The following is a 22,598-nucleotide window of genomic DNA, read 5'->3' as shown; positions in this document are numbered from 1 at the left end:
TGCGACGGCGGCCGCGGCGGCCGCCTTGGGGGCGTCGCGGCCTCCGGCCCCGTGGTGCGAAGTTGCGGCCCGGTGGCGGTTCCCGGCCTTCCGATCGGTGGCGAGAGGCTGTCGTCTCGTGGGGTCTTTCGGCCTCCTGGCGCTTGGCGCGAGGCTGCTGTTCGGCGGTCTGGGCGGCCCCTCCGCCGCGGTGGTGCGACGCTTCCGCCCCATCGGGGGCTCGCAGGCTACCGGCCCGGCGGGCGTTCGCATACCGATCGGTGGCGAGAGGCTGCCGTCTCGTGAGGCCCTTCGGCCCCCCGGCGCGAGCCGCCACTCCGCGCGCCTCCCGGATCTGCCGCTCACCCAGCGCGGCGCGAAGCAGCCGCTCCCGGGGCCGGGGCGTCAGCCCCACGCCCCCCGGGGGGTCTGGGGGCCGGCCCCCAGTTTCGGGAAGGGGCGGGGTTGGGGGACCAACGCAACCCGCACCCACGCAGGGCGAAACGCAACGATCATCCCGTTTCGTCGGCAATCCGGGATTCCGCAAAAATAACCGCACGCAGTCGTGCAACCATTCCCCCGTGACACGAGTCGTACCTGTCATCAAGGCTCCCGGGGGGAATCTGGGGGGATCCGGGGGGATCGGGGAGTCCTTGACGGAGGGGGGAGTTCGAGGGGCCCGGTCGGCCGACCGGGCCCCCTTGGCCTGCCGCCGCACCGGCCATGACACGGGCCCGGCCCGAGTTGTCCACAGGCCGCCCGCACTGTCGGACCCCGGCGGTAGCGTCGGATCATGTCCAATCTGGCAGTGCTCGAAGGTGTCCTCGAGCGGATCACGTACGCCAATGAGGAGAACGGCTACACGGTCGCCCGCGTCGACACCGGCCGCGGCGGCGGCGATCTCCTCACGGTAGTCGGCTCGCTGCTCGGCGCGCAGCCCGGCGAGTCCCTGCGCATGGAGGGCCGTTGGGGCTCTCATCCCCAGTACGGCAAGCAGTTCACGGTGGAGAACTACACCACCGTCCTCCCGGCCACCATCCAGGGCATACGCCGCTATCTCGGCTCCGGCCTGATCAAGGGCATCGGCCCGAGAATCGCCGAGCGCATCGTCGATCACTTCGGCGTCGACACCCTCGACATCATCGAGCAGGAGCCGAAGAAGCTCATCGAGGTCCCCGGACTGGGCCCGAAGCGGACGAAGTTGATCGGTGCCGCCTGGGAGGAGCAGAAGGCCATCAAGGAGGTCATGATCTTCCTCCAGGGTGTCGGCGTCTCGACCTCCATCGCGGTGCGCATCTACAAGAAGTACGAGGACGCCTCGATCTCGGTCGTGAAGAACCAGCCCTACCGCCTGGCCGCCGACGTGTGGGGCATCGGCTTCCTCACGGCCGACAGGATCGCGCAGGCTGTCGGCATCCCGCACGACAGCCGCGAGCGGGTCAAGGCCGGCCTGCAGTACGCCCTGTCGCAGTCCACCGACCAGGGGCACTGCTTCCTGCCCGAGGAGCAGCTGATCGCGGACGCAGTGAAGCTGCTCCAGGTGGACACCGGCCTTGTCATCGAGTGCCTCGCTGAACTCGCGGGCGACGAGGAGGGGGTCGTCCGGGAACGGGTCCCGGCTCCTGACGGCGGCGACGCGCTGACCGCGGTCTTTCTCGTTCCCTTCCACCGCGCCGAGATCTCTCTCGCGGCTCAGCTGAACCGTCTCCTGCGCACCGCCGAGGACCGGATGCCTGCCTTCCAGGACGTCGCATGGGACAAGGCGCTGGCCTGGCTGGCCGAGCGGACGGGCGCGGAGCTGGCCCCCGAGCAGGAGCAGGCGGTCCGTCTGGCGCTCACCAGCAAGGTCGCCGTCCTCACCGGCGGCCCGGGCTGCGGCAAGTCGTTCACGGTCCGCTCCATCGTGGAGCTGGCCCGCGCCAAGAGGGCCAAGGTGGTGCTCGCGGCCCCGACCGGGCGCGCGGCCAAGCGTCTTGCCGAGCTCACCGGAGCCGAGGCCTCCACCGTGCACCGGCTGCTTGAGCTCAAGCCGGGCGGGGACGCGGCGTACGACAGGGACCGGCCCCTGGACGCGGACCTGGTGGTGGTCGACGAGGCGTCGATGCTCGATCTGCTGCTCGCCAACAAGCTGGTCAAGGCGGTCGCCCCGGGCGCGCATCTGCTGCTGGTGGGCGATGTCGACCAACTGCCGAGCGTCGGCGCGGGCGAGGTGCTGCGCGATCTGCTCGCGGACGGCGGCCCGGTGCCCAGCGTCCGGCTGACCCGGATCTTCCGCCAGGCCCAGCAGTCCGGTGTCGTCACCAATGCCCATCGCATCAATTCGGGCGTCCAGCCCATCACTTCGGGGCTCTCGGACTTCTTTCTCTTCGTGGAGGAGGAGACGGAGGACGCGGGCAGGGTCACCGTGGATGTTGCCGCTCGCCGGATCCCTGCCAGATTCGGCCTCGACCCGCGGCGCGATGTGCAGGTCCTCGCTCCGATGCACCGCGGTCCGGCCGGTGCCGGCACGCTCAACGGGCTGCTTCAGCAGGCGATTACTCCCGCGCGGCCGGATCTCCCGGAGAAGCGCTTCGGCGGCCGGGTCTTCCGCGTCGGCGACAAGGTCACCCAGATTCGCAACAATTATGAGAAAGGCAAGAACGGCGTCTTCAACGGCACGGTCGGCGTGGTCACCTCGCTCCAACTGGACGATGAGCGGCTGACGGTGCTGACGGACGAGGACGAGGAGGTTCCGTACGACTTCGACGAGCTGGACGAGCTGGCCCACGCCTATGCCGTGACCATCCACCGCTCGCAGGGCAGTGAATACCCCGCGGTGGTGATCCCGGTCACCACAGGAGCCTGGATGATGCTCCAGCGGAACCTCCTGTACACGGCGGTCACCCGGGCCAGAAAACTCGTCGTGCTGGTCGGCTCCCGTAAGGCGATAGGACAGGCAGTGCGCACCGTTTCCGCAGGCAGACGCTTCACGGCGCTCGACCACCGGCTGAGCGGCGGCTGACGCGGTCGGCTCGGCCGGCCGGGGGAAGCCAACCGGCCCCCGGGGGTGGGAAACGCCACCCCGGTTTCCGGAACCTGGGCGAACGGGGCAAGATGAGCAGGTTGGCGGCACTGAGTGCCGCCAGTAGGCCCAATGGTCGACCCCGAGTGCACTCTCCTGAGCCAAATGGGGGATGGTAGAGACAGTCAGGGCACCTCGAAGAAGAGGCACTACGTCGGTGAGGGATGACGTGAGCGACAACTCTGTAGTACTGCGGTACGCGGACGGTGAATACACCTACCCGGTGGTCGAGAGCACCGTCGGTGACAAGGGCTTCGACATCGGGAAGCTCCGAGCCAATACCGGCCTGGTCACCCTGGACAGCGGATACGGCAATACCGCCGCCTATAAATCCGCGATCACTTACCTCGACGGCGAGCAGGGCATCCTGCGCTACCGCGGCTACCCGATCGAGCAGCTGGCCGAGCGCTCCACCTTCCTCGAGGTCGGATACCTGCTGATCAACGGCGAGCTTCCGACGGTCGACGAGCTGGCGGCCTTCAAGGGTGAGATCACCCAGCACACGCTGCTCCACGAGGACGTCAAGCGGTTCTTCGGCGGGTTCCCGCGCGACGCACACCCGATGGCGATGCTGTCCTCGGTGGTCAGCGCGCTGTCGACGTTCTACCAGGACAGCCACAACCCGTTCGACGAGAAGCAGCGTCACCTCTCCACCGTCCGGCTGCTCGCCAAGCTGCCGACGATCGCGGCGTACGCGTACAAGAAGTCGATCGGCCACCCCTTCGTCTACCCGCGCAATGACCTCGGGTACGTGGAGAACTTCCTGCGGATGACCTTCTCGGTCCCGGCCCAGGAGTACGACCTGGACCCGGTCGTGGTCTCGGCGCTCGACAAGCTGCTGATCCTGCATGCCGACCACGAGCAGAACTGTTCGACCTCCACCGTGCGTCTGGTCGGCTCCTCGCAGGCGAACATGTTCGCCTCCATCTCCGCCGGTATCAGCGCCCTGTGGGGCCCGCTGCACGGTGGCGCCAACCAGTCGGTGCTGGAGATGCTCGAGGGCATCCAGGCCAACGGCGGCGACGTGGACTCCTTCATCCGCAAGGTGAAGAACAGGGAGGACGGCGTCCGCCTGATGGGCTTCGGCCACCGCGTCTACAAGAGCTTCGACCCCCGCGCGAAGATCATCAAGGCGGCGGCGCACGATGTCCTCTCGGCGCTCGGCAAGTCCGACGAGCTGCTGGACATCGCGCTCAAGCTGGAGGAGCACGCGCTCTCCGACGACTACTTCGTCTCGCGCAACCTCTACCCGAACGTGGACTTCTACACCGGTCTGATCTACCGGGCCATGGGCTTCCCGACCGAGATGTTCACCGTGCTCTTCGCACTCGGCCGTCTTCCGGGCTGGATCGCCCAGTGGCACGAGATGATCAAGGAGCCGGGTTCCCGCATCGGCCGTCCGCGCCAGATCTACACCGGCGAGGTCCTCCGCGACTTCGTCCCGGTCGAGTCCCGCTGACACAGCGCCCGCGGCGGCCGGCGGCGGGCGGTTCCGGCCCGAAGGCGGAGCCGGTGACCGTACCCCGCTGAACGCCCCCGCAGAGCGCGGAAAGCGCCCCGCTGCCGATCCCCCCACGGGTCGGCGGGCGGGGCGCTTCCCATATCCCCGGAGCGGATTCCCCCCACGGGATCCGGCCGGGTGCCTGCTGGCTGCAGGAGCTCCTCACGCGGTCTGCCGGGGTACGTACGCACGGGAGGGCCGCTCAAAGCTCCCCGGGCACGTGCCCCGGCCAACGCTTGCCTGGGACGTCCCCCAAGACATCCCATGAACGTCCCCCAAGACGTTCTCGGCATCGCCAATTTAGACCCGCGAGGAGCCTTAATGGTTACCCCTCAATATCTGTGATCTAGGTCTCGTTGTGAAGGTCTTGTGACCCATTTGTAGTCACGAGAAGGAGCGCAGGCGGAGACTTTCGGCGGCCGCAAATGCGGACGAAAAGGCCGTGGCTTATCCGGTGATCATGGGCTTGAGCAGGCCTGATGCCGTGAAAGGCGGCGCGGGGACGTGGCAGTCGAACGTCCAGTAAAGATTCTCTTTGATCGTTGTGGGCGTCCGGCGTGCAAGACGGATCGCGTCTGCGGCAACCCTCGGATCCCCACGTACGAGTGTCAGGTCACCGACCTCGATCGCCGCGTCGGTGCCCTGCCGTCCCCGGTCGGCGGCACCGGACTCGGGTCCAGGGCGCGCAACTGGACGACCGCCTCGGCGCTGGACGGGGGTCCGAAACGAGGGCCGGGCCGCACGGGACCAGCGTCGGAGTGGTCGCGTACGGCCCGGCGGGGACTTCGAGGGGGTGTGGGTGGGGCGGAGGGGGCCTGCGCCCGGTGGGCGGAGTGTCCGCGCTCAGGCCGGCCGACGAGTTCGTACCCGGCTTCCCTCAGGCCTGGCCGACGAGTTCGTACCCGGCCTCGTCGACGGCCGCGCGCACGGCGCTCTCCTCCAGCGGGGCATCGGAGACGACCGTCACCTGGCCGGTCGCGGCGACCGCCTTCACCGAGGTGACGCCGGTGAGCTCGGAGATCTCGGCGGTGACGGCGCCTTCACAGTGGCCGCAGGTCATGCCGGTGACCCGGTAAACGGCGGTGACGCCGCCGATCTGCACGTCGGCCGCGCCGTCGTGACAGGAGCCGGTCGACGAGCAGCAGGAGCCGGTCGCCTGGGCGGTCTCGGTGTTCGTCTCGGCGGTCATGCGGTTCTCCTCTTCGAGGTGTGACACATACGAAGTCATGGGGCGCCTGAGGGCCACGGGAATGCCGAGGCTCCCTTACATCGCCGGATACTATACCCCTAGGGGGTATTATGCGAATGCGGGGCCGCGTCCGCGCCCTGCTGCTTCGGGGCCCGCTGTCCGGCCGGGCAGAGGCCGACCATGGGGGCCAGGTAGCCGAACATGACCTTCTTGATCTCGTCGATGTAAGCCTGCCGCTCCTCCCCCTCGTGGGCGAGGACCAGATCGAGGCCCGCCTTGAAAACGGCGAAGGTCATGGTGGCGATGCGGGAGAGCTCGGCGGGCGGGGCGTCGGGGACGAAGCTTGCGATGATCTCCTCGATCCGCGTGAGCAGCACGGCATGCAGAGCCTCGAACTCCTGGGTGATCTGGCCGGGTACGTCCGGGCCGTGCACCAGGACGGCGAAGGCCGGGTTCTCGTGATTGAAGGCGAAGAGCGGATCGAGGACCGCGTCCAGCAGCTGGTCGAGGGGAAGGTCCAGGTTGGCGGCGGTCAGCGCCGCGCCATGGGACTCGCGCCACCGCTCCAGGAGCCGGCCGCCCAGTTCGACGGCGATGGCCTCCTTGTTCGGGAAGAACTGGTAGAGCGTGCCGGGGGAGACGCCCGCCTCGCGGGCGATGGCGTTGGTGCTGGCCGCGGTGTAGCCGCTGGCGCAGAAGACGCTGGCCGCGGCGTCGAGGAGCTGGGCGATACGGCGCTCACCGCGGGCCTGCCGACGGCGCGGCTTGGCGGCAGGCGCGTCCTCGGCGGTCGTGGTCCCGGCCCGCCTGGCGGTCGCGGCGGGCTCCGGCGTCGTGGGCTCCGGCACGTGAAATCCCCAGCTTCCTCAAGCGGTTGACAAACGCGAGTGGTCGCTCGCATTCTTGGTTAATGCGAGCGATAGCTCGCGTTTGCCAGTCTATGGCAATGGTCGATCCATGCTGCCTGACGGGAAGCCGGCGCATGGGCCACGGTGAAGGGGACACCGCACCATGTCCGAAGTCAACAGCCCGCCCTCTCTCGGGGGATGGACCCGCTTCGTCACCGCGCGCCCCCGGCTCTCGCTGCTCGCCGCCCTCGTCCTCACCGCACTGGCCGTATTCGCCGGCAGCGGAGTCGCCGAGCGCATGGGCAGCGGTGGCTGGGCGGATCCGTCCGCGGAGTCGACGTATGCCACCAAGGCACTGGAGCGGGAGTTCCCCGCCTCCCAGCCGAACGTGCTCCTGCTGGTGGACAGCGGACGGGCAAGCGTGGACGACCCGGCCGTCGCCGCCGAGGGACGGCGGCTGGCGGAGCGGCTGGCCGCCGAGAAGGACGTCACGGGCGTCGGTTCGTACTGGCAGACGGGCTCGCCCGCGCTGCGTGCCCAGGACGGCCGGCAGGCCCTGATCGCAGCCCGCATCCAGGGCGACGAGAAAGCCGCGGCCGAGGTGCTGGAGCGGATAGCGCCCGACTTCCGCGGTGCCCATGGGCCGGTGGACGTCTCCATCGGCGGCCCTGTCGCCGTGCAGCACGAGATGACGACGATCATCCAGGACGACCTGCTTCGGGCCGAGATGATCGCCCTGCCGGTGACGCTGGTGCTGCTGGTGATGGTCTTCGGCAGCGCGATCGCCGCGCTGCTCCCGCTGGGAGTCGGCATCGTCGCCATCCTGGGGACCAATGCCGTACTGCGCGGCATCACCGAGTTCGCCGATGTCTCGGTCTTCGCACAGAACCTGACCACGGCCCTCGGTCTCGGACTCGCCATCGACTACGCCCTGTTCATCGTGCGCAGATTCCGCGAGGAGCTGGCCGCAGGGGCAGAGGTGCGGGAGGCGGTGGGCATCACGCTGCGCACGGCGGGGCGAACGGTTCTGTTCTCCGCGCTGACCGTGGCGGTGTCGCTGGCCGCGATGCTGGTCTTCCCGCAGTATTTCCTGCGGTCGTTCGCCTATGCGGGGATCGCGGTCGTACTGCTGGCGGCGGGCGCCGCGCTGATCCTGCTGCCGGCCGCGCTGGTGCTCCTGGGACATCGGGTCAACGCACTGGACCTGCGCCGCCTCTTTAGGCGGGGGCGCGCCGAGGGCGCTGCCGGTGAGGACGGGGATTCGGCGCAGGCCGGTGCGGGATGGGGGCGGGTTGCGGGCCTGGTGATGCGCCGAGCCCCGCTCTTCGCCTTCGCCACCATCGCGGGTCTGGTGCTGCTCGGACTGCCCTTCCTGGGCGTGAAGTTCGGTACGCCCGACGACCGGCAGCTGCCGTCGACCGCCGAGTCGCATGTGGTCCAGCAGCAGATACGGGACGGCTTCCCCGGCAGCCCTGCCGGGGGTCTCGAAGTCCTCGCCGAGGACACGGAGTCCCGCACGACACCCGCCGAGTACGCCGACTACCGCGCCCGGATCGCTGCCCTGCCGGGTGTACTGCGGGTCGACGGGCCCGTCGCCGCGAACGGTTCGGCCTTCTTCACGGTCCAGCCCAAGGGCGAGGCGGTGGGCCGGGAGGCCCAGCACCTCGTGCACGAACTGCGCGATGTCACGGCCCCGTTCGAGACCTCGGTGACGGGCAGGGCGGCGGTGCTGGAGGACTCCAAGGCAGCCATCGCGGACCGGCTGCCGCTGGCGCTGGGCATCATCGCAGTGGTCACCCTGCTCCTGGTCTTCCTGCTCACCGGCAGCGTGCTGATCCCGGTCCAGGCGGTCGTGCTCAACGCGCTGAGCCTGACAGCGATGTTCGGTGCCGTCGTCTGGGTCTTCCAGGACGGAAACCTCTCCGGACTGCTCTCCTTCACCTCCACCGGGGACATCGAGACGACGCTGCCCGTGCTGATGTTCTGCATCGCCTTCGGGCTCTCCATGGACTATGGCGTCTTCCTGCTCTCCCGTATCAAGGAGGAGTACGACCACACGGGCGACCATGAACACGCGGTGCGGTTCGGCCTTCAGCGCACCGGCGGGTTGATCACCGCGGCAGCCGTCATCCTGGCGGTCGTGATGGTGGGCATCGGCACCTCACGGGTGACCAACACCAAGATGCTCGGTCTCGGAATCGCGCTGGCTGTGCTGATGGACGCCATGGTGGTGCGCAGTCTGCTGGTCCCGTCGGTGATGAAGCTGATGGGTGCCTCGACCTGGTGGGCGCCCGGGCCTCTGCGCCGCTTCCACCAGCGGTTCGGGCTGAGTGAGGGTGAGATATCCCGGGCCGAACCGCAGCCGGCCTCGCCGTCGGCCCCGGGGCCGACGACGGACTCTGAGCCGAAGACGGACTCTGTACCGAAGACGGACTCTGTACCGAAGACGGACTCGGGCCCGGAGACAGACCCCGACGCGGTACGGGACAAGGTCGAGGCCTGACGCCGCGAGCACAACGGAGCCCCGCAGCAGGGGGGGCGGGGCTCCGGTGTGCAGGTTGTCCTGTCGGCCGGGCCCGTCTGTACTCAGGCCCGGCGGCCCCTGTTCCCGGGGCGATTGGCGACCCAGACGCGGATCGTGTCCGCGTACCAGAAGGGCTTGCCGGCCTCCACATGGTCGGGCGGCGGGAGAAGCCCGTGCTTGCGGTACGAACGGACCGTGTCCGGCTGCACCTTGATGTGCGCGGCGATCTCCTTGTACGACCAGAGTCTTCTGTCCGTCATCGGTGTGGTACCTCCCTGCATGCGCCGCAGCGCCGGGGGCTGTCGGGGGAGCTGCGGCGCGGACGCTGGCGATCACTGAGCCTTTGCCCGTTGAACGACTTCGGGTGCGGGGAGGGGAGGGCCTGTTGATCAGCTGTGACGGAAGGCCAGCGTAATGGAGACATGCGTGACGGTCGGGCGACAACCGTGACAGAAGTGGTGTGTGGGCGTCAGGCGCCACATGAGCGCAGGAAACGGCGTGTCCGCCGCGCGATCGGGAAGGGTTTGTCGGGCGGGCAGGGGTACATGTCCTGCTCGACGATGGCGAAGAGTTCGACGTCCAGCGCCTGGGCCGCGGCCAGTACGGGCTCCAGCGCCGGCACCCCGGCCGGTGGCTCGCACATCACACCGCGGCCGACGGCCGGTCCGAACGGCACCTCGTCCGCGATCACTTCGGCCAGGATCGCCGGATCCACCTGCTTGAGATGGAGGTAGCCGATCCGCTCGCCGTAGGTCTCGATCAGTTTGACGCTGTCGCCGCCGCAGTAGGCGTAGTGCCCGGTGTCCAGACAGAGCGAGACCAGTGAGGGATCGGTGGCGTCGAGGAAACGGCTGACGTTCTCCTCGCTGTCGATATGTGTGTCCGCGTGCGGGTGGACGACGATCTTCAGCCCGTAGCGCTCACGCACTTCGCGGCCCAACCGCTCGGTCTGAACGGTCAGATCGCGCCATTGCGCGGGCGTGAGGGTGCTGTCCTCCAGCACCTGGCCGGTCTTGTCGTCACGCCAGAAGGAGGGGATGACGACCAGATGCTCCCCGCCCATCGCCTGTGTCAGTGCCGCGATGTCCGATACATGCGCCCAGGTCTCGTCCCACACGGCGGGGCCGTGGTGCAGGCCGGTGAAGACCGTTCCGGCCGAGACCTTCAGGCCGCGCCGGGCGGTTTCCTCGCCGAGGCGGGCGGGGTCGCTCGGGAGATAGCCGTACGGGCCGAGCTCGATCCATTCGTAACCGGCCTCGGCAACCTCGTCGAGGAAGCGCTGCCAGGGGACCTGCTGGGGGTCGTCGGGGAACCACACTCCCCAGGAGTCGGGGGCCGAGCCGACCCGGATGCGGTTCAGGGAGGGGACGGATGAGGTCATGCCGGCCAGCTTTCCGGCCGCCGGAGAAGGGTGTCAAGGCTTCGTCCGAATGTCAGGACAAAATGTTGACAGGGCTCAGGGGGGAGCACTAGACCTGGGTGCAGCCGGCGTCGAACCGAAGGGACGCGCATGCCTCAGCCGTACGACGTGATCACGATGGGACGGATCGGGGTGGACCTCTATCCGCTGCGGACCGGGGTTCCATTGGCGCAGGTCGACATGTTCGGAAAGTTCCTCGGTGGCTCGGCCACGAATGTCGCGGTGGGGGCGGCCAGGCTCGGCCGGCGGACGGCGGTGATCACCCGCACCGGCCAGGACGCCTTCGGGGACTATCTCCACCAGGCGCTGCTGGAGTTCGGTGTCGACGACCGCTGGGTGACGCCGGTGGCCGCCTACCCGACCCCGGTCACCTTCTGCGAGATCTTCCCGCCGGACGACTTTCCCCTCTACTTCTACCGGCAGCCCAAGGCTCCCGACCTCGAGATCCACGAGCACGAGCTGGACCTGGCGGCCATCCGCGAGGCACGCGTGTTCTGGATGACCGGGACCGGTCTGTGCGCGGAGCCGAGCCGTACGGCGACGCTGGCCGCGCTCGGCCACCGGGACGGGTCGGGGACCACCGTCTTCGACCTCGACTGGCGGCCGATGTTCTGGAAGCACCCGGACGAGGCGCGGCCTTACTACGCCGAGGCGCTCGCACACGCCACCGTCGCCGTCGGCAATCCGGAGGAGTGCGAGATCGCCACCGGGGAGCGTGAACCGTATGCCGCGGCCCGCGCGCTGCTGGCGGCCGGGGTCGAGCTCGCCGTGGTCAAGCAGGGACCCAAGGGGGTCCTCGCCGTTCACCGGGACGGTACGCGGGCCGAGGTCCCGCCCGTGCCGGTCGAGGTGGTCAACGGGCTCGGCGCGGGAGACGCGTTCGGCGGGGCCCTGTGCCACGGACTGCTGTCCGGCTGGGAGCTGGAGCGGATCATGCGGTACGCCAATGCCGCCGGAGCGATTGTCGCCGCCCGGCTCGCCTGCTCCACCGCGATGCCGTACGCCGCCGAGGTCGACCAGGTCCTCTCCGGCGCCCCGGTTCCGCCGTCCCCGACCCCACCGCCTTCGCCGCCCGCGCTCGGACCGGTCCCGCCCGGCGAGGTGCCCGCGCTCGGGCCGGTCCCGCCCGGAGCCCTGTCGTGAGCCCCGTCGACATCACCGAGCTCATCGGGATTCGCACCCGCCACCCCGAGGCCGTTGCCGAAGCAGCGTCCCGGAGGCGCAGGCGGCCCCGGCTCATCGGTGAGAGCGGACGCTTGATGATCATCGCCGCCGACCACCCCGCACGCGGCGCCCTCGCCGTCGGCGACCGTCCACTCGCCATGGCCAACCGCCTGGACCTGCTCGAACGGCTCTGTCTGGCGCTCTCCCGCCCCGGCGTCGACGGCGTCCTCGCCACCGCCGACATCCTCGACGATCTGCTCCTCCTCGGCGCCCTCGAAGACAAGGTGGTGATGGGCTCGATGAACCGCGGCGGCCTGGCCGGCGCCACCTTCGAGCTCGACGACCGTTTCACCGGCCACCGCCCCCAGGACTTGGACCGCCTCGGATTCGACGCGGGCAAGCTGCTGCTGCGTATCGACTACCAGGACGCAGGCTCGCTCGAGACCCTGCACGCCACCGCACGAGTCGTCGACGAGATGGCGGAGCGTCAGCTTCCCGTCTTCATCGAGCCGTTCATCTGTCACCGTACCGACGGGCAGCTCCGCAACGATCTCAGTGCCGAAGCAGTCACCCGGTCGATAGCGATCGCGTCCGGGCTTGCAGGCACTTCCGCGTACACCTGGCTGAAGGTCCCCGTCACCGACAACCCCGACGACATGGCGTCGGTGATGGAGACCTCCACCCTGCCCGCGGTCCTTCTCGGAGGAGAGATCGGCGACGACCAGCACGGCGCGTACGAGAAATGGCGCGGTGCACTGCAACTGCCCACCGTCCAAGGACTCGTGGTGGGACGCTCGCTGCTCTATCCGGTCGACGGAGACGTCGCCGGTGCGGTCGATACGGCCGTAGGACTGTTGTAGGGGGTACGGAGAAGTCATGAGCGACCACGACGACCAGAAGCAGTACCTGCCGGCGGGAAGCGCGGCCGCCGGGCCCTATGCCCTGCGGATCGACCCGGAACATGCCGGCTGGGGGTACTCCAGCCTGCGTGTACTGGAGCTCAAGCCGGGGGGTTCACACTCCCTCGTCGCCGGGGACAGTGAGTGGATCGTGCTGCCGCTCACCGGCGGTTGCACGGTGCGGACACAAGGCGAGATCTTTGAACTGCAGGGCAGAGAAAGCGTGTTCGGCGGAGTGACGGACTTCGCCTATGTCCCGCGCGATGCCCATGCACAGATCGCCTCCGGTGCGGGAGGCCGCTTCGCCCTGGCAGGAGCGAAGTGCGAGCGACGACTCCCCGCTCGCTACGGCCCCGCGCCGGAGGTACCGGTCGAGCTGCGCGGCGCGGGCAACTGCTCGCGCCAGGTCAACAACTTCGCCGCGGCCGACACCTTCGACTGCGACCGGCTGATCGCGGTCGAAGTGCTCACACCCGGCGGAAACTGGTCCTCGTACCCGCCGCACAAGCACGACGAGCACCGCCCCGGCGCTGAGTCGGAGCTCGAGGAGATCTACTACTTCGAGATCGACCGTGGCGGCGTGGGCTACCACCGGGTCTCCCCGTCGAGGCCCGGCGGCACGGACGTGCTGGCCGAGGTCCGCACCGGCGACGCGGTCCTCATCCCCGACGGCTGGCACGGACCATCCATCGCGCCGCCCGCCCGCGACATGTACTACCTCAATGTGATGGCGGGCCCGGGCGCCACCCGGGAGTGGCTGATCTGCGACCACCCGGACCACGGCTGGATCCGCGACACCTGGCCCGCGCAGCCCGTCGACCCACGCCTCCCCCTGTACGAAGCCGGAACCGAAGAGGGTGCCCGATGAGCAGTACGCGCCGACTCACCGTCGCCCAGGCCCTCGTCGCCTTCCTCGCCCGCCAGTACAGCGAGCGCGACGGCCGCCGCCACCGCCTGATCACCGCCACCTGGGGCATCTTCGGCCACGGCAATGTGGCCGGACTCGGCCAGGCGCTGCTGGAGCCCGGATCGGACATGCCGTACGTCCAGGGCCGCAACGAACAGGCAATGGTGCACGCCGCCGTCGGCTACGCCCGCCAGTCCCGACGTCTGTCCGCCCATGCCGTGTCCACCTCCGTCGGCCCCGGCGCCACCAACCTCGTCACCGGCGCGGCGCTCGCCACCATCAACCGGCTGCCGGTCCTGCTGCTGCCCGGCGACGTGTTCGCGACCCGCCCCGCCGACCCGGTCCTCCAGCAGCTCGAACTCCCTTACGCGGGCGATGTGTCGGTCAATGACGCCCTGCGACCGGTCTCGCGCTATTTCGACCGGGTCACCCGTCCCGAGATGCTCATTCCGGCTGCCCTGCAGGCGATGCGCGTCCTTGCCGACCCGGCCGAGACGGGAGCCGTGACGCTGGCACTGCCGCAGGACGTACAGGCCGAGGCGTACGACTGGCCGGAGGACTTCTTCGCCGAGCGCGTCTGGAAGGTGAGCCGCCCCAGGCCGGACCTGGATGCCCTGGAAGCGGCCCGCCGCGCGCTGGCATCCGCCCGCCGCCCCCTGATCGTCGCGGGCGGCGGGGTCCATCACAGCGAGGCCGAGGAGGCGTTGGGGTCCTTCGCCGGCGCCAGCGGAATCCCGGTCGCCTCCACCCAGGCGGGCAAAGGGTCGCTGACTCACGACCACCCCTGTGACGTCGGCGGAATCGGCCACACCGGCACAGCCACGGCCGACGAGCTGGCCCGTACCGCCGACCTGGTGATCGGTCTCGGCACCCGCTGGTCCGACTTCACCACCGCCTCCGCGACCCTCTTCCAGAACCCCGCCGTCCGCTTCCTCAACATCAACATCACCGCCTTCGACGCCCACAAGATGGCCGGACTCTCCCTGGTCGCGGACGCGCGTACCGCCCTGGACGAGCTGGCTGCGGCACTCGGCACCCGTTTCCGTGTCGAGCCCGCCTACGCGACGGAGTACGGCGACGACAAGGAGCGCTGGGAGCACCGCGTCGACGCCGCCTACGAGGCCGAGGACCCGGACACCCGCCCCACCCAGCCCCAGGTGCTCGGCGCACTCGACGCCCTGGTCACCGGCGACGACATCGTGATCAACGCGGCGGGCTCGCTCCCCGGGGACCTGCACAAGCTGTGGCGCGCCCGTTCGGCCGACCAGTACCACGTCGAGTACGGCTACTCCTGCATGGGATATGAGATCCCGGCGGCCATCGGCGTCGGGATGGCCGCGCCGGGACGACCGGTGTGGGCACTCGTCGGCGACGGTACCTATCTGATGAACCCCACCGAGATCGTCACCGCCGTCCAGGAGAACATCCCGATCAAGGTGATCATCGTGCAGAACCACGGATACGCCTCGATCGGCGGCCTGTCCGAGTCGGTCGGCGCCGAGCGCTTCGGCACCGCCTACCGCCACCGGTCCGCCGACGGCACGTACACAGGCGCCCCGCTCCCCGTCGACCTGGCTGCCAACGCCGCCTCCCTCGGACTATGCGTGATCCGCGCCAAAACGGTGCGTGACCTGCGCGAAGCGCTCGCCGAGGCGCGTGAGGCGGACGTCCCCACAGGTGTCTACGTCGAGACCGAAACGGCAGACACTGTGTCGGGCGCGCCACCGGCGCAGGCGTGGTGGGATGTTCCGGTGGCCGAGACCGCGACCCGCCCGTCGGCGGTCAAGGCCCGGGAGGAGTACGACCGGCACGTCTCTGCCCGACGCCGCCATCTGTGACGCCGCCATCTGCGAAGGAGCATGAAATGAAGACCGTCAACCACTGGATCGGTGGCAAGACCGTCGAGGGCGCGTCAGGCAACTGGGGCCCGGTCACCGACCCGGCGACCGGCGCCGTCACCACCCAGGTCGCCCTCGCCTCGACGGAGGAGGTCGACGCCGCCGTCAGCGCGGCGAAGGAGGCGTATGCCACCTGGGGCACGTCCTCGCTGGCCCAGCGCACCTCCATCCTCTTCCGCTACCGTGCACTGCTCGACGCGCGCCGCGACGACATCGCCGCGCTGATCACCGCCGAGCACGGCAAGGTCCACTCCGACGCGCTCGGCGAGGTCGCCCGCGGTCTGGAGATCGTGGAGCTCGCCTGTGGCATCACCACCCAGCTCAAGGGCGAGCTGTCCACTCAGGTCTCCAACCGGGTCGACGTCTCCGCGATCCGCCAGTCGCTCGGCGTCGTCGCGGGCATCACGCCGTTCAACTTCCCCGCGATGGTCCCGATGTGGATGTTCCCGCTGGCGATCGCCTGTGGAAACACCTTCGTACTGAAGCCCAGTGAGAAGGATCCCTCGCCCGCGCACCTCCTCGCGGAGCTGGCCGCCGAGGCGGGCCTGCCCGACGGCGTGCTCAATGTCGTCCACGGCGACAAGGTCGCCGTCGATGCGCTGCTCACGCACCCGGGCGTCGCCGCGGTCTCCTTCGTCGGCTCCACCCCGATCGCCCGCTACATCCACGCCACCGCATCCGCCAACGGCAAGCGGGTCCAGGCGCTGGGCGGCGCGAAGAACCACATGCTGGTCCTGCCCGACGCGGACCTGGACGCGGCCGCGGACGCGGCGGTCTCTGCGGCGTACGGCTCCGCAGGTGAGCGGTGCATGGCGATCTCCGCCGTGGTGGCGATCAGCTCCATCGCCGACGAGCTGGTGGACAAGATCCGCGAGCGCGCCGAGAAGATCAAGATCGGCCCCGGTAACGACCCCGAGTCCGAGATGGGCCCGCTGATCACCAAGGCTCACCGCGACAAGGTCGCCACCTATGTCACGGGCGCGGCGGGCCAAGGCGCGGAGGTCGTGCTCGACGGCACCGGCTACACAGTCGACGGCTTCGAGGACGGTCACTGGATCGGACTGTCGCTGCTCGACAAGGTCTCCACGGACTCCGACGCGTACCGCGACGAGATCTTCGGCCCGGTGCTGTGCGTGCTGCGCGCCGAGACGTACGAGGACGGCCTGGCTCTCATCAACGCCTCCCCGTACGGCAACGGCACGGCCGTCTTCACCCGCGACGGCGGCGCCGCGCGCCGCTTCCAGCTGGAGGTCGAGGCGGGCATGGTCGGCGTGAACGTGCCGATCCCCGTCCCCGTCGGCTACCACTCCTTCGGCGGCTGGAAGGACTCGCTCTTCGGCGACCACCACATCTACGGCAACGACGGCGTGCACTTCTACACCCGCGGCAAGGTCGTCACCACCCGCTGGCCGGACCCGTCGGAGGGCCACATCGGCGTGGACCTGGGCTTCCCCCGCAACCACTGACGCCACCCCGGATCGCCCCGGCCCGCACGGACCCGCCGTCCGTGCGGGCCGGACCCGTTCAGTATCTCTCGTCCAACTCACTGACGAGAGCACGAGTTTTTCGGCGACGGGAACGGGCACAGGCATTGCCTCAGGGGTTCCTGCCCGGTCGGGCAGGAACCCCTGAGGCAGTTGCTCGGCTGGAACCTAGAACAGCGAGTACAGCAGCCTGTTCGGGGAGCCGGTCCGCGGGTCCTGGACCTTGCCCGTCGTCGCGCCGTTCACGATCGCGTTCCTGACCTGCGCCGGGGACGCCGTCGCGTGCGTCGCCAGATACAGCGCCGCGACGCCCGCCGTGTGCGGCGTCGCCATCGACGTGCCCGAGATCGTGTTCGTCGCCGTGTCGCTGCCCTTCCACGACGAGGTGATGTTCACGCCCGGTGCGAACAGGTCAAGGCACGTCCCGTAGTTGGAGAACGACGCCCTCCGGTCCGTGTTGTCCGTCGCGCCGACTGTGATCGCCTCCGGGACGCGGGCCGGCGAGGAGTTGCACGCGTTCATGGGAAGGCCGAGGAAGTTGCCGTTGCCCGCGGCGATCGCATAGCTGACGCCCGAGGCGATGGACTTCTTCACCGCGTTGTCCAGCGAGGTGTTGGCCCCGCCGCCCAGGCTCATGTTCGCCACGGCCGGCTTCTTCGCGTTGGCGGTCACCCAGTCGATGCCCGCGATGACCCCGGCCGTCGTTCCCGAGCCCTGGCAGTCCAGGACGCGTACGGCGATCAGCTTGACAGCCTTGGCCACGCCGTACGTCTTGCCGCCGACCGTGCCTGCCACATGCGTGCCGTGGCCGTTGCAGTCCTGGCCGTTCTGGCCGCCGCCCACGGTGTCCGTGCCGACGCTCGCGCGGCCGCCGAACTCGCTGTGGGAGGTGCGGATCCCGGTGTCGATGATGTACGCGTTCACGTTCGGCGCGGTGGTGCTGTAGGTGTACGACTTCGACAGCGGCAGACTCCGCTGATCGATGCGGTCGATGCCCCAGGTGGGGTTGGGCTGGGTGCCGTTGAGACGGACCGTGGCGTTCTGCTCGACGTACGCCACGCGCGGATCGGCGGCGAGCTTCGCCGCCTTGTCGCCGGACATGGTCGCGGAGAAGCCCCGGAGGACGCTGTGGTAGGTGAGTTTTGGGGTGACGCCCAGATCGGCGGCGCGGGTCGAGCCGTCCCTGAAGACGACAATCCAGCTGTTCTGTATGGCAGTTGCAGTGGGAGCGAGACGAAGATCGCCGAGGGGCGCGCTCTGCGCGGTGGGGGAGGCGGCGAACTGGAGACCGGCGGCGAGGGCTATGACGGGTATCAGCGCCCCGACGCGTCGGGCAGTGGCTCTCATCTCGTGCACCTACCTTTCGTTGACCGATGACGGACAAGTACGGGCGTGCATGGTGCCAGGAGCTGCATATGCGCTGGCCAGGGTCTCGGCACGTGACCTGCGACACAAGACAGCATCGCTACTTGCCGCATGACGGATCCACACATTGTGAACACCCATAAGGTCACAAATCGGCGCTCGCGCGGCGGTGTTCACTCCCCGTCCGGGAACTCCCACGTGAGCATCGCGAATACCCCGTCGTCCTTCGCACCGGCCGAGCGGTACGTCGCCAGCGCCGGGTCATTGTCCGTGTCCACGCCGACCCAGAGGTCGTAGCAGCCACGCTCGCGCGCCACCACGCGCAGCGCCTCCACCAGTGCCCGTCCGATGCCCCGCCTGCGGTACGGCTCGTCCACCGACAGCTCGTACAGACACATCTCCGTGCCCTTGTCGGGATGGAGCATCTCGATGCCCGAGACCATGCCGGCAGGACTCCCGTCGACATAGGCGATCAGCATCAGATGCCCGGGCGCCGCCAGGAAACGCTCCGCCCACTCCGCCCGCGCCGGCCCGTCATAGAGATGCTCGGCCGCGACGAGTTCGGCCACCGTGGTCGCGCGCCGGATGTCCATACGGGTCATACCGGTCCCTTCGGGCGGCGGTGCATACCGCGTCTGGTGTACGAGGACAGTACTCCGTACTACTCGAGGAGGCTCAGCAGTTCCGCCTGGCGGCAGCCGAGCGACACAGGGGAGCCGCTTAGGGTTTCAAGCATGGAGATCCGACTTCCCCGGCCCCGCGGCCGATGGCTCGCAGGCGTCGCCGCCTTCGCCGTCCTCGCCGGCGCGGGCACCTGGACCGTGGTCGCCGAAGACGGCGCACCGGCCGTGCAGCGTGAGGACCGGGTGCAGGAAATGGCCGGGGCGAAGATCGACACCTCCTACTTCACGACGGGCGGCAAGGAGCGCCGTCCCGCCGTGCTCCTTGGCCACGGCTTCGGCGGCAGCAAGGACGACGTACGAGCCCAGGCCGAGAAGCTGGCCCGCGACGGATACGCCGTACTGACCTGGTCCGCCCGCGGCTTCGGCGCATCCACCGGGCAGATCGGGCTCAATGACCCCGACTTCGAGGTCAAGGACGTCTCGAGGCTCATCGACTGGCTGGCAAAACGCCCCGAGGTGCAGCTGGACGCGAGCGGCGACCCGCGGGTCGGTGTCGCCGGTGCCTCCTACGGCGGAGCCATCTCGCTGCTCGCCGCCGGTTACGACAAGCGCGTGGACGCCATCGCCCCGGCCATCACCTACTGGAACCTCTCCGACGCGCTTTTCCCCGACGGCGTCTTCAAGAAGCTCTGGGCCGGGATCTTCTTCTCCGCCGGCTCGGCCGGCGCGCCGGGTACCACCGAAGACCGGCCGGCCGACGCACCCGCCGACCCGCCCGCCGGGGACACGCCCCCGGGCGGCGCCGGGACTCAGGGCGCAGCCGCAGCCACCACCCCCGCAGGGCCTGCCAAGGCAGGCGGCTGCGGCAGCTTCCAGCCCGCGCTGTGCGCGATGTACGAACGCGTCGCCGTCGCCGGAAAGCCCGACGCCGCCGCCGAGCAGCTCCTTCAACGCCGCAGCCCCTCGGCCGTCGGTGAGCGCATCAAGGTGCCCACGCTGATCGTGCAGGGCCAGTCCGACTCCCTCTTCCCGCTCGCACACGCCGACGCCATGGCCAAGCGGATCACCGCCAACGGCGCGCCCGTCTCCGTCGACTGGATCGCCGGCGGCCACGACGGCGGGGACCGCGAGACCGGCCGGATCGAGTCGCGGATCAGCAACTGGTTCGACCGGTACCTCAAGCTGAACAAGGGCGCCGACACCGGACCCGCCTTCCGCGTCAGCCGGACCGGAGGCATCGACACCACCGACGGACAGGCCCTGCTGCGCGGGGCGACCGGCGACCGCTACCCGGGGCTCACGAGCGGCGCACGGCCGATCGCGCTCACCGGCCGCGAACAGAGCTTCTCCAACCCCGCCGGCGCCACCCCGCCCGCCATCTCCGCAGTCCCCGGCCTCGGCGGCGGCCTCGGTCAACTCTCCTCCCTCGGCCTCGGTCTCTCCCTCGACTTCCCAGGCCAGTTCGCGCGCTTCGACTCCGGTCCCCTCCAGCAGCCCCTGCGGATCACCGGCTCGCCGACCGTCCGCGTCAAGGTCACCTCCTCCAGCGGTGAAGCGGTTCTCTTCGGAAAGGTCTACGACGTCGGGCCGGACGGCCGACAACAGGTGCTGCCCGCCCAGCTCGTCGCCCCCGTCCGGGTCGAGGACGCCAAGCAGGGGAGGAACGTCGCACTGACCCTGCCTGCCGTGGACCATCAGGTCGACGCCGGACACCGGCTGCGGCTGGTCCTGTCCGCCACCGACCTCGGTTATGCCTCTCCGGCCGCCCCCGCCACATACACCGTCGCGCTCGCCGGAGGCGGCACCCTGGCAGTGCCCACCGCTCCCGCCGTGAAGACCCAGGCTGCGGGACTGCCCTGGTGGACCTGGGCACTCCCGGCCGCGGGCGCACTGATCGCGGCGGCGCTCCTGCTCACAGCCCGGCGCCGGGCCCTCGCCCCCGCACCCGACCCCGAGCTGGCCGAAGTGCCGCTGGAGATCACCGGCTTGACCAAGCGGTATGCCAAGTCCGCGGACCGGTATGCCGTACGGGAGCTGTCCTTCCGCGTCGAGAAGGGCCAGGTCCTCGGATTGCTCGGCCCCAACGGCGCCGGCAAGACCACCACCCTGCGCATGCTGATGGGTCTCATCCGACCTGACGAGGGCGAGATCCGCGTCTTCGGCCACGCCATCCGCCCGGGCGCGCCCGTCCTCTCCCGTGTCGGCGCCTTCGTCGAGGGAGCAGGCTTCCTGCCGCACCTCTCGGGCCGCGACAACCTTGAGCTCTACTGGCAGGCCACCGGCCGCCCCGCCGGCGATGCGCATATTGAGGAGGCCCTTGAGATCGCGGGTCTTGGCGACGCCCTCGCCCGCGCCGTACGCACCTACTCGCAGGGAATGCGGCAACGCCTGGCCATCGCCCAGGCCATGCTCGGCATGCCGGATCTGCTGATCCTCGACGAGCCGACGAATGGACTCGACCCGCCCCAGATCCGCGAAATGCGGGACGTGATGATCCGGTACGCGGCCGCCGGCCGCACAGTGATCGTCTCCAGTCACCTCCTTTCCGAGGTCGAACAGTCCTGCACCCATCTCGTGGTCATGGACCGCGGCCGACTGGTGCAGGCCGGACCGGTCGCGGAGATCACCGGCGAGAGCGACACCCTGCTCGTCACCACCGCCGAGGAGGTTCCGGAGCCGATGGTCGAGAAGATCGCCGCGCTGCCGGGAATCGGCTCGGCGTCCCGCACGGAGGAAGGACTGCTCGTACGCCTCGACGGGGCCACGGCCACCGGCATGATCGCCGAACTCGTCCGTCTGGAAGTGCCGTTGACGGGGGTCGGTCCGCACCACCGCCTGGAGGATGCCTTCCTCACCCTGATCGGAGGACCCGTATGAGCACGCTGGTCGAGTCGGCCCCGGGTTACCGGGCACGGCACACCCTGCCGCTGCGAGTCGAGGCCCTACGACAACTGAAGCGCAGGCGGACGCTGGTCATGGCCGGGGTGCTGGCCGCGCTGCCTCTCATTCTGATGGCCGCCTTCGCGATCGGCGGCACCCCGGACGGCAGGGACAGCGGCCGGGTAAACCTGACGGACACGGCCACCGCCTCCGGGGCGAACTTCGCGGCTACCTGTCTGTTCGTCTCGGCGGGGTTCCTTCTCGTGGTGCCCGTGGCGCTGTTCTGCGGCGACACCGTGGCGTCGGAGGCCAGTTGGTCGTCCCTGCGCTATCTGCTCGCCGCGCCTGTGCCACGCACCCGGCTGCTGTGGTCCAAGCTTGTGGTGGCACTCGGCTTCAGCGCGGGGGCGATGCTGCTGCTGCCCCTGGTGGCTCTGGCGACGGGCTCCATGGCTTATGGCTGGGGGCCGCTGGAGCTGCCCACGGGCGGCTCCCTGGACACCGGCGACACGCTGCCGCGTCTGGCGCTGGTCGTGGCTTTCATCTTTGTCTCCCAACTGGTCACGGCGGGGCTTGCGTTCTGGTTGTCCACCAAGACCGACGCTCCGCTGGGCGCGGTCGGCGGCGCGGTGGGACTGACGATCATCGGCAATGTGCTGGACGCGGTCACGGCACTCGGGTCATGGCGTGATGTGCTGCCCGCGCATTGGCAGTTCGCATGGATCGACGCGCTTCAGCCACAGCTGGAGTGGAACGGCATGGTGAAGGGCGCGGCGGTCTCGGTGGCGTATGCCCTGGTGCTGTTCGCGCTCGCTTTCCGGAACTTCTCCCGCAAGGACATCGTGTCCTAGCAGGC

At 69.5% G+C, this 22,598-nt stretch carries 16 protein-coding genes and 1 pseudogene; 10 read left to right on the top strand and 7 right to left on the bottom strand.

What is annotated here, in order from left to right; translation table 11 throughout:
* Positions 1–772: 772 nt before the first annotated feature.
* Both FBY35_RS30945 and FBY35_RS30940 read left to right on the top strand, forming a co-directional pair.
* Positions 773–2,980, top strand: a complete 2,208-nt coding sequence (locus FBY35_RS30945; protein ID WP_142217241.1) for an ATP-dependent RecD-like DNA helicase — start codon at positions 773–775, stop codon at positions 2,978–2,980.
* 229 nt (positions 2,981–3,209) lie between these two features.
* Complete coding sequence (locus FBY35_RS30940; protein WP_142217240.1) at positions 3,210–4,499, top strand: citrate synthase; 1,290 nt, start codon at positions 3,210–3,212, stop codon at positions 4,497–4,499.
* A gap of 492 nt (positions 4,500–4,991) precedes the next feature.
* Here FBY35_RS30940 and FBY35_RS37550 read toward each other — a convergent pair.
* The 3 genes and pseudogenes from FBY35_RS37550 to FBY35_RS30925 all read right to left on the bottom strand — a co-directional run.
* A pseudogene (locus tag FBY35_RS37550) lies at positions 4,992–5,183 on the bottom strand (heavy metal translocating P-type ATPase); the annotation flags it as partial.
* Positions 5,184–5,418: 235 nt separating this feature from the next.
* Entirely contained in the window at positions 5,419–5,730 is a 312-nt protein-coding gene (locus tag FBY35_RS30930) for a heavy-metal-associated domain-containing protein (protein ID WP_142217239.1), read from the bottom strand.
* A 98-nt stretch (positions 5,731–5,828) separates the two neighbouring features.
* Positions 5,829–6,578, bottom strand: a complete 750-nt coding sequence (locus tag FBY35_RS30925) for a TetR/AcrR family transcriptional regulator (protein WP_142217238.1) — start codon at positions 6,576–6,578, stop codon at positions 5,829–5,831.
* Between the two features lie 163 nt (positions 6,579–6,741).
* Here FBY35_RS30925 and FBY35_RS30920 point away from each other — a divergent pair, with 163 nt between their 5' ends.
* Positions 6,742–9,081, top strand: coding sequence for an MMPL family transporter (locus FBY35_RS30920; RefSeq protein ID WP_142217237.1), 2,340 nt, complete (start codon positions 6,742–6,744; stop codon positions 9,079–9,081).
* A gap of 83 nt (positions 9,082–9,164) precedes the next feature.
* Here FBY35_RS30920 and FBY35_RS30915 read toward each other — a convergent pair whose 3' ends face one another.
* Together FBY35_RS30915 and FBY35_RS30910 are read right to left on the bottom strand one after the other, a co-directional pair.
* Complete coding sequence (locus FBY35_RS30915) at positions 9,165–9,362, bottom strand: AlpA family transcriptional regulator (protein WP_142217236.1); 198 nt, start codon at positions 9,360–9,362, stop codon at positions 9,165–9,167.
* A 209-nt stretch (positions 9,363–9,571) separates the two neighbouring features.
* Positions 9,572–10,483 carry a sugar phosphate isomerase/epimerase gene (locus tag FBY35_RS30910; protein ID WP_142217235.1) on the bottom strand — a complete coding sequence of 304 codons (912 nt, stop codon included), beginning with the start codon at positions 10,481–10,483 and terminating at the stop codon, positions 9,572–9,574.
* 129 nt (positions 10,484–10,612) lie between these two features.
* Between FBY35_RS30910 and iolC the strand changes: the two genes are divergently transcribed.
* The 5 genes from iolC to FBY35_RS30885 are packed head-to-tail and all read left to right on the top strand — an operon-like array spanning position 10,613 to position 16,856.
* The gene (gene iolC / locus FBY35_RS30905; protein WP_142217234.1) at positions 10,613–11,665 is read left to right on the top strand and encodes a 5-dehydro-2-deoxygluconokinase; all 1,053 of its coding nucleotides are present in this window, start codon (positions 10,613–10,615) and stop codon (positions 11,663–11,665) included.
* Positions 11,662–12,546, top strand: a complete 885-nt coding sequence (locus tag FBY35_RS30900; protein ID WP_142217233.1) for a deoxyribose-phosphate aldolase — start codon at positions 11,662–11,664, stop codon at positions 12,544–12,546. The genes iolC and FBY35_RS30900 overlap by 4 nt, the downstream gene beginning before the upstream one ends.
* Positions 12,547–12,562: 16 nt before the next feature.
* Positions 12,563–13,453 carry a 5-deoxy-glucuronate isomerase gene (iolB, locus tag FBY35_RS30895; protein ID WP_142217232.1) on the top strand — a complete coding sequence of 297 codons (891 nt, stop codon included), beginning with the start codon at positions 12,563–12,565 and terminating at the stop codon, positions 13,451–13,453.
* On the top strand, positions 13,450–15,330 hold the full coding sequence (gene iolD, locus FBY35_RS30890) for a 3D-(3,5/4)-trihydroxycyclohexane-1,2-dione acylhydrolase (decyclizing) (RefSeq protein ID WP_142217231.1): 1,881 nt from the start codon (positions 13,450–13,452) through the stop codon (positions 15,328–15,330). The genes iolB and iolD overlap by 4 nt, the downstream gene beginning before the upstream one ends.
* A gap of 26 nt (positions 15,331–15,356) precedes the next feature.
* Positions 15,357–16,856 (top strand): CoA-acylating methylmalonate-semialdehyde dehydrogenase, encoded by a 1,500-nt coding sequence (locus FBY35_RS30885; protein WP_142217230.1) that lies wholly within the window; start codon positions 15,357–15,359, stop codon positions 16,854–16,856.
* A 186-nt stretch (positions 16,857–17,042) separates the two neighbouring features.
* Here FBY35_RS30885 and FBY35_RS30880 read toward each other — a convergent pair whose 3' ends face one another.
* Entirely contained in the window at positions 17,043–18,230 is a 1,188-nt protein-coding gene (locus tag FBY35_RS30880; protein ID WP_142217229.1) for a S8 family peptidase, read from the bottom strand.
* Positions 18,231–18,412: 182 nt separating this feature from the next.
* Entirely contained in the window at positions 18,413–18,832 is a 420-nt protein-coding gene (locus FBY35_RS30875; protein WP_142218258.1) for a GNAT family N-acetyltransferase, read from the bottom strand.
* A gap of 141 nt (positions 18,833–18,973) precedes the next feature.
* Between FBY35_RS30875 and FBY35_RS30870 the strand changes: the two genes are divergently transcribed.
* Positions 18,974–21,739: an alpha/beta fold hydrolase gene (locus FBY35_RS30870; protein ID WP_142217228.1), complete on the top strand. Its 2,766-nt coding sequence runs from the start codon at positions 18,974–18,976 to the stop codon at positions 21,737–21,739.
* Positions 21,736–22,593, top strand: coding sequence for an ABC transporter permease (locus FBY35_RS30865; RefSeq protein ID WP_142217227.1), 858 nt, complete (start codon positions 21,736–21,738; stop codon positions 22,591–22,593). Before FBY35_RS30870 ends, FBY35_RS30865 begins: the two co-directional genes overlap by 4 nt.
* Positions 22,594–22,598: the final 5 nt, after the last annotated feature.

This window comes from Streptomyces sp. SLBN-118, from assembly GCF_006715635.1.
Classification (GTDB): domain Bacteria; phylum Actinomycetota; class Actinomycetes; order Streptomycetales; family Streptomycetaceae; genus Streptomyces.
This window is presented reverse-complemented; position numbering and strand designations above follow the sequence as displayed.

Excerpts from the sequence above, each read along its gene's own strand:
- FBY35_RS30915 (WP_142217236.1), bottom strand. The coding sequence starts at position 9,362 with ATGACGGACAGAAGACTCTGGTCGTACAAGGAGATCGCCGCGCACATC.
- FBY35_RS30945 (WP_142217241.1), top strand. The coding sequence starts at position 773 with ATGTCCAATCTGGCAGTGCTCGAAGGTGTCCTCGAGCGGATCACGTAC.
- iolB (WP_142217232.1), top strand. The coding sequence starts at position 12,563 with ATGAGCGACCACGACGACCAGAAGCAGTACCTGCCGGCGGGAAGCGCG.
- FBY35_RS30865 (WP_142217227.1), top strand. The coding sequence starts at position 21,736 with ATGAGCACGCTGGTCGAGTCGGCCCCGGGTTACCGGGCACGGCACACC.
- FBY35_RS30885 (WP_142217230.1), top strand. The coding sequence starts at position 15,357 with ATGAAGACCGTCAACCACTGGATCGGTGGCAAGACCGTCGAGGGCGCG.
- iolD (WP_142217231.1), top strand. The coding sequence starts at position 13,450 with ATGAGCAGTACGCGCCGACTCACCGTCGCCCAGGCCCTCGTCGCCTTC.
- FBY35_RS30875 (WP_142218258.1), bottom strand. The coding sequence starts at position 18,832 with ATGGACATCCGGCGCGCGACCACGGTGGCCGAACTCGTCGCGGCCGAG.
- FBY35_RS30870 (WP_142217228.1), top strand. The coding sequence starts at position 18,974 with ATGGAGATCCGACTTCCCCGGCCCCGCGGCCGATGGCTCGCAGGCGTC.
- FBY35_RS30920 (WP_142217237.1), top strand. The coding sequence starts at position 6,742 with ATGTCCGAAGTCAACAGCCCGCCCTCTCTCGGGGGATGGACCCGCTTC.
- FBY35_RS30910 (WP_142217235.1), bottom strand. The coding sequence starts at position 10,483 with ATGACCTCATCCGTCCCCTCCCTGAACCGCATCCGGGTCGGCTCGGCC.
- iolC (WP_142217234.1), top strand. The coding sequence starts at position 10,613 with ATGCCTCAGCCGTACGACGTGATCACGATGGGACGGATCGGGGTGGAC.
- FBY35_RS30930 (WP_142217239.1), bottom strand. The coding sequence starts at position 5,730 with ATGACCGCCGAGACGAACACCGAGACCGCCCAGGCGACCGGCTCCTGC.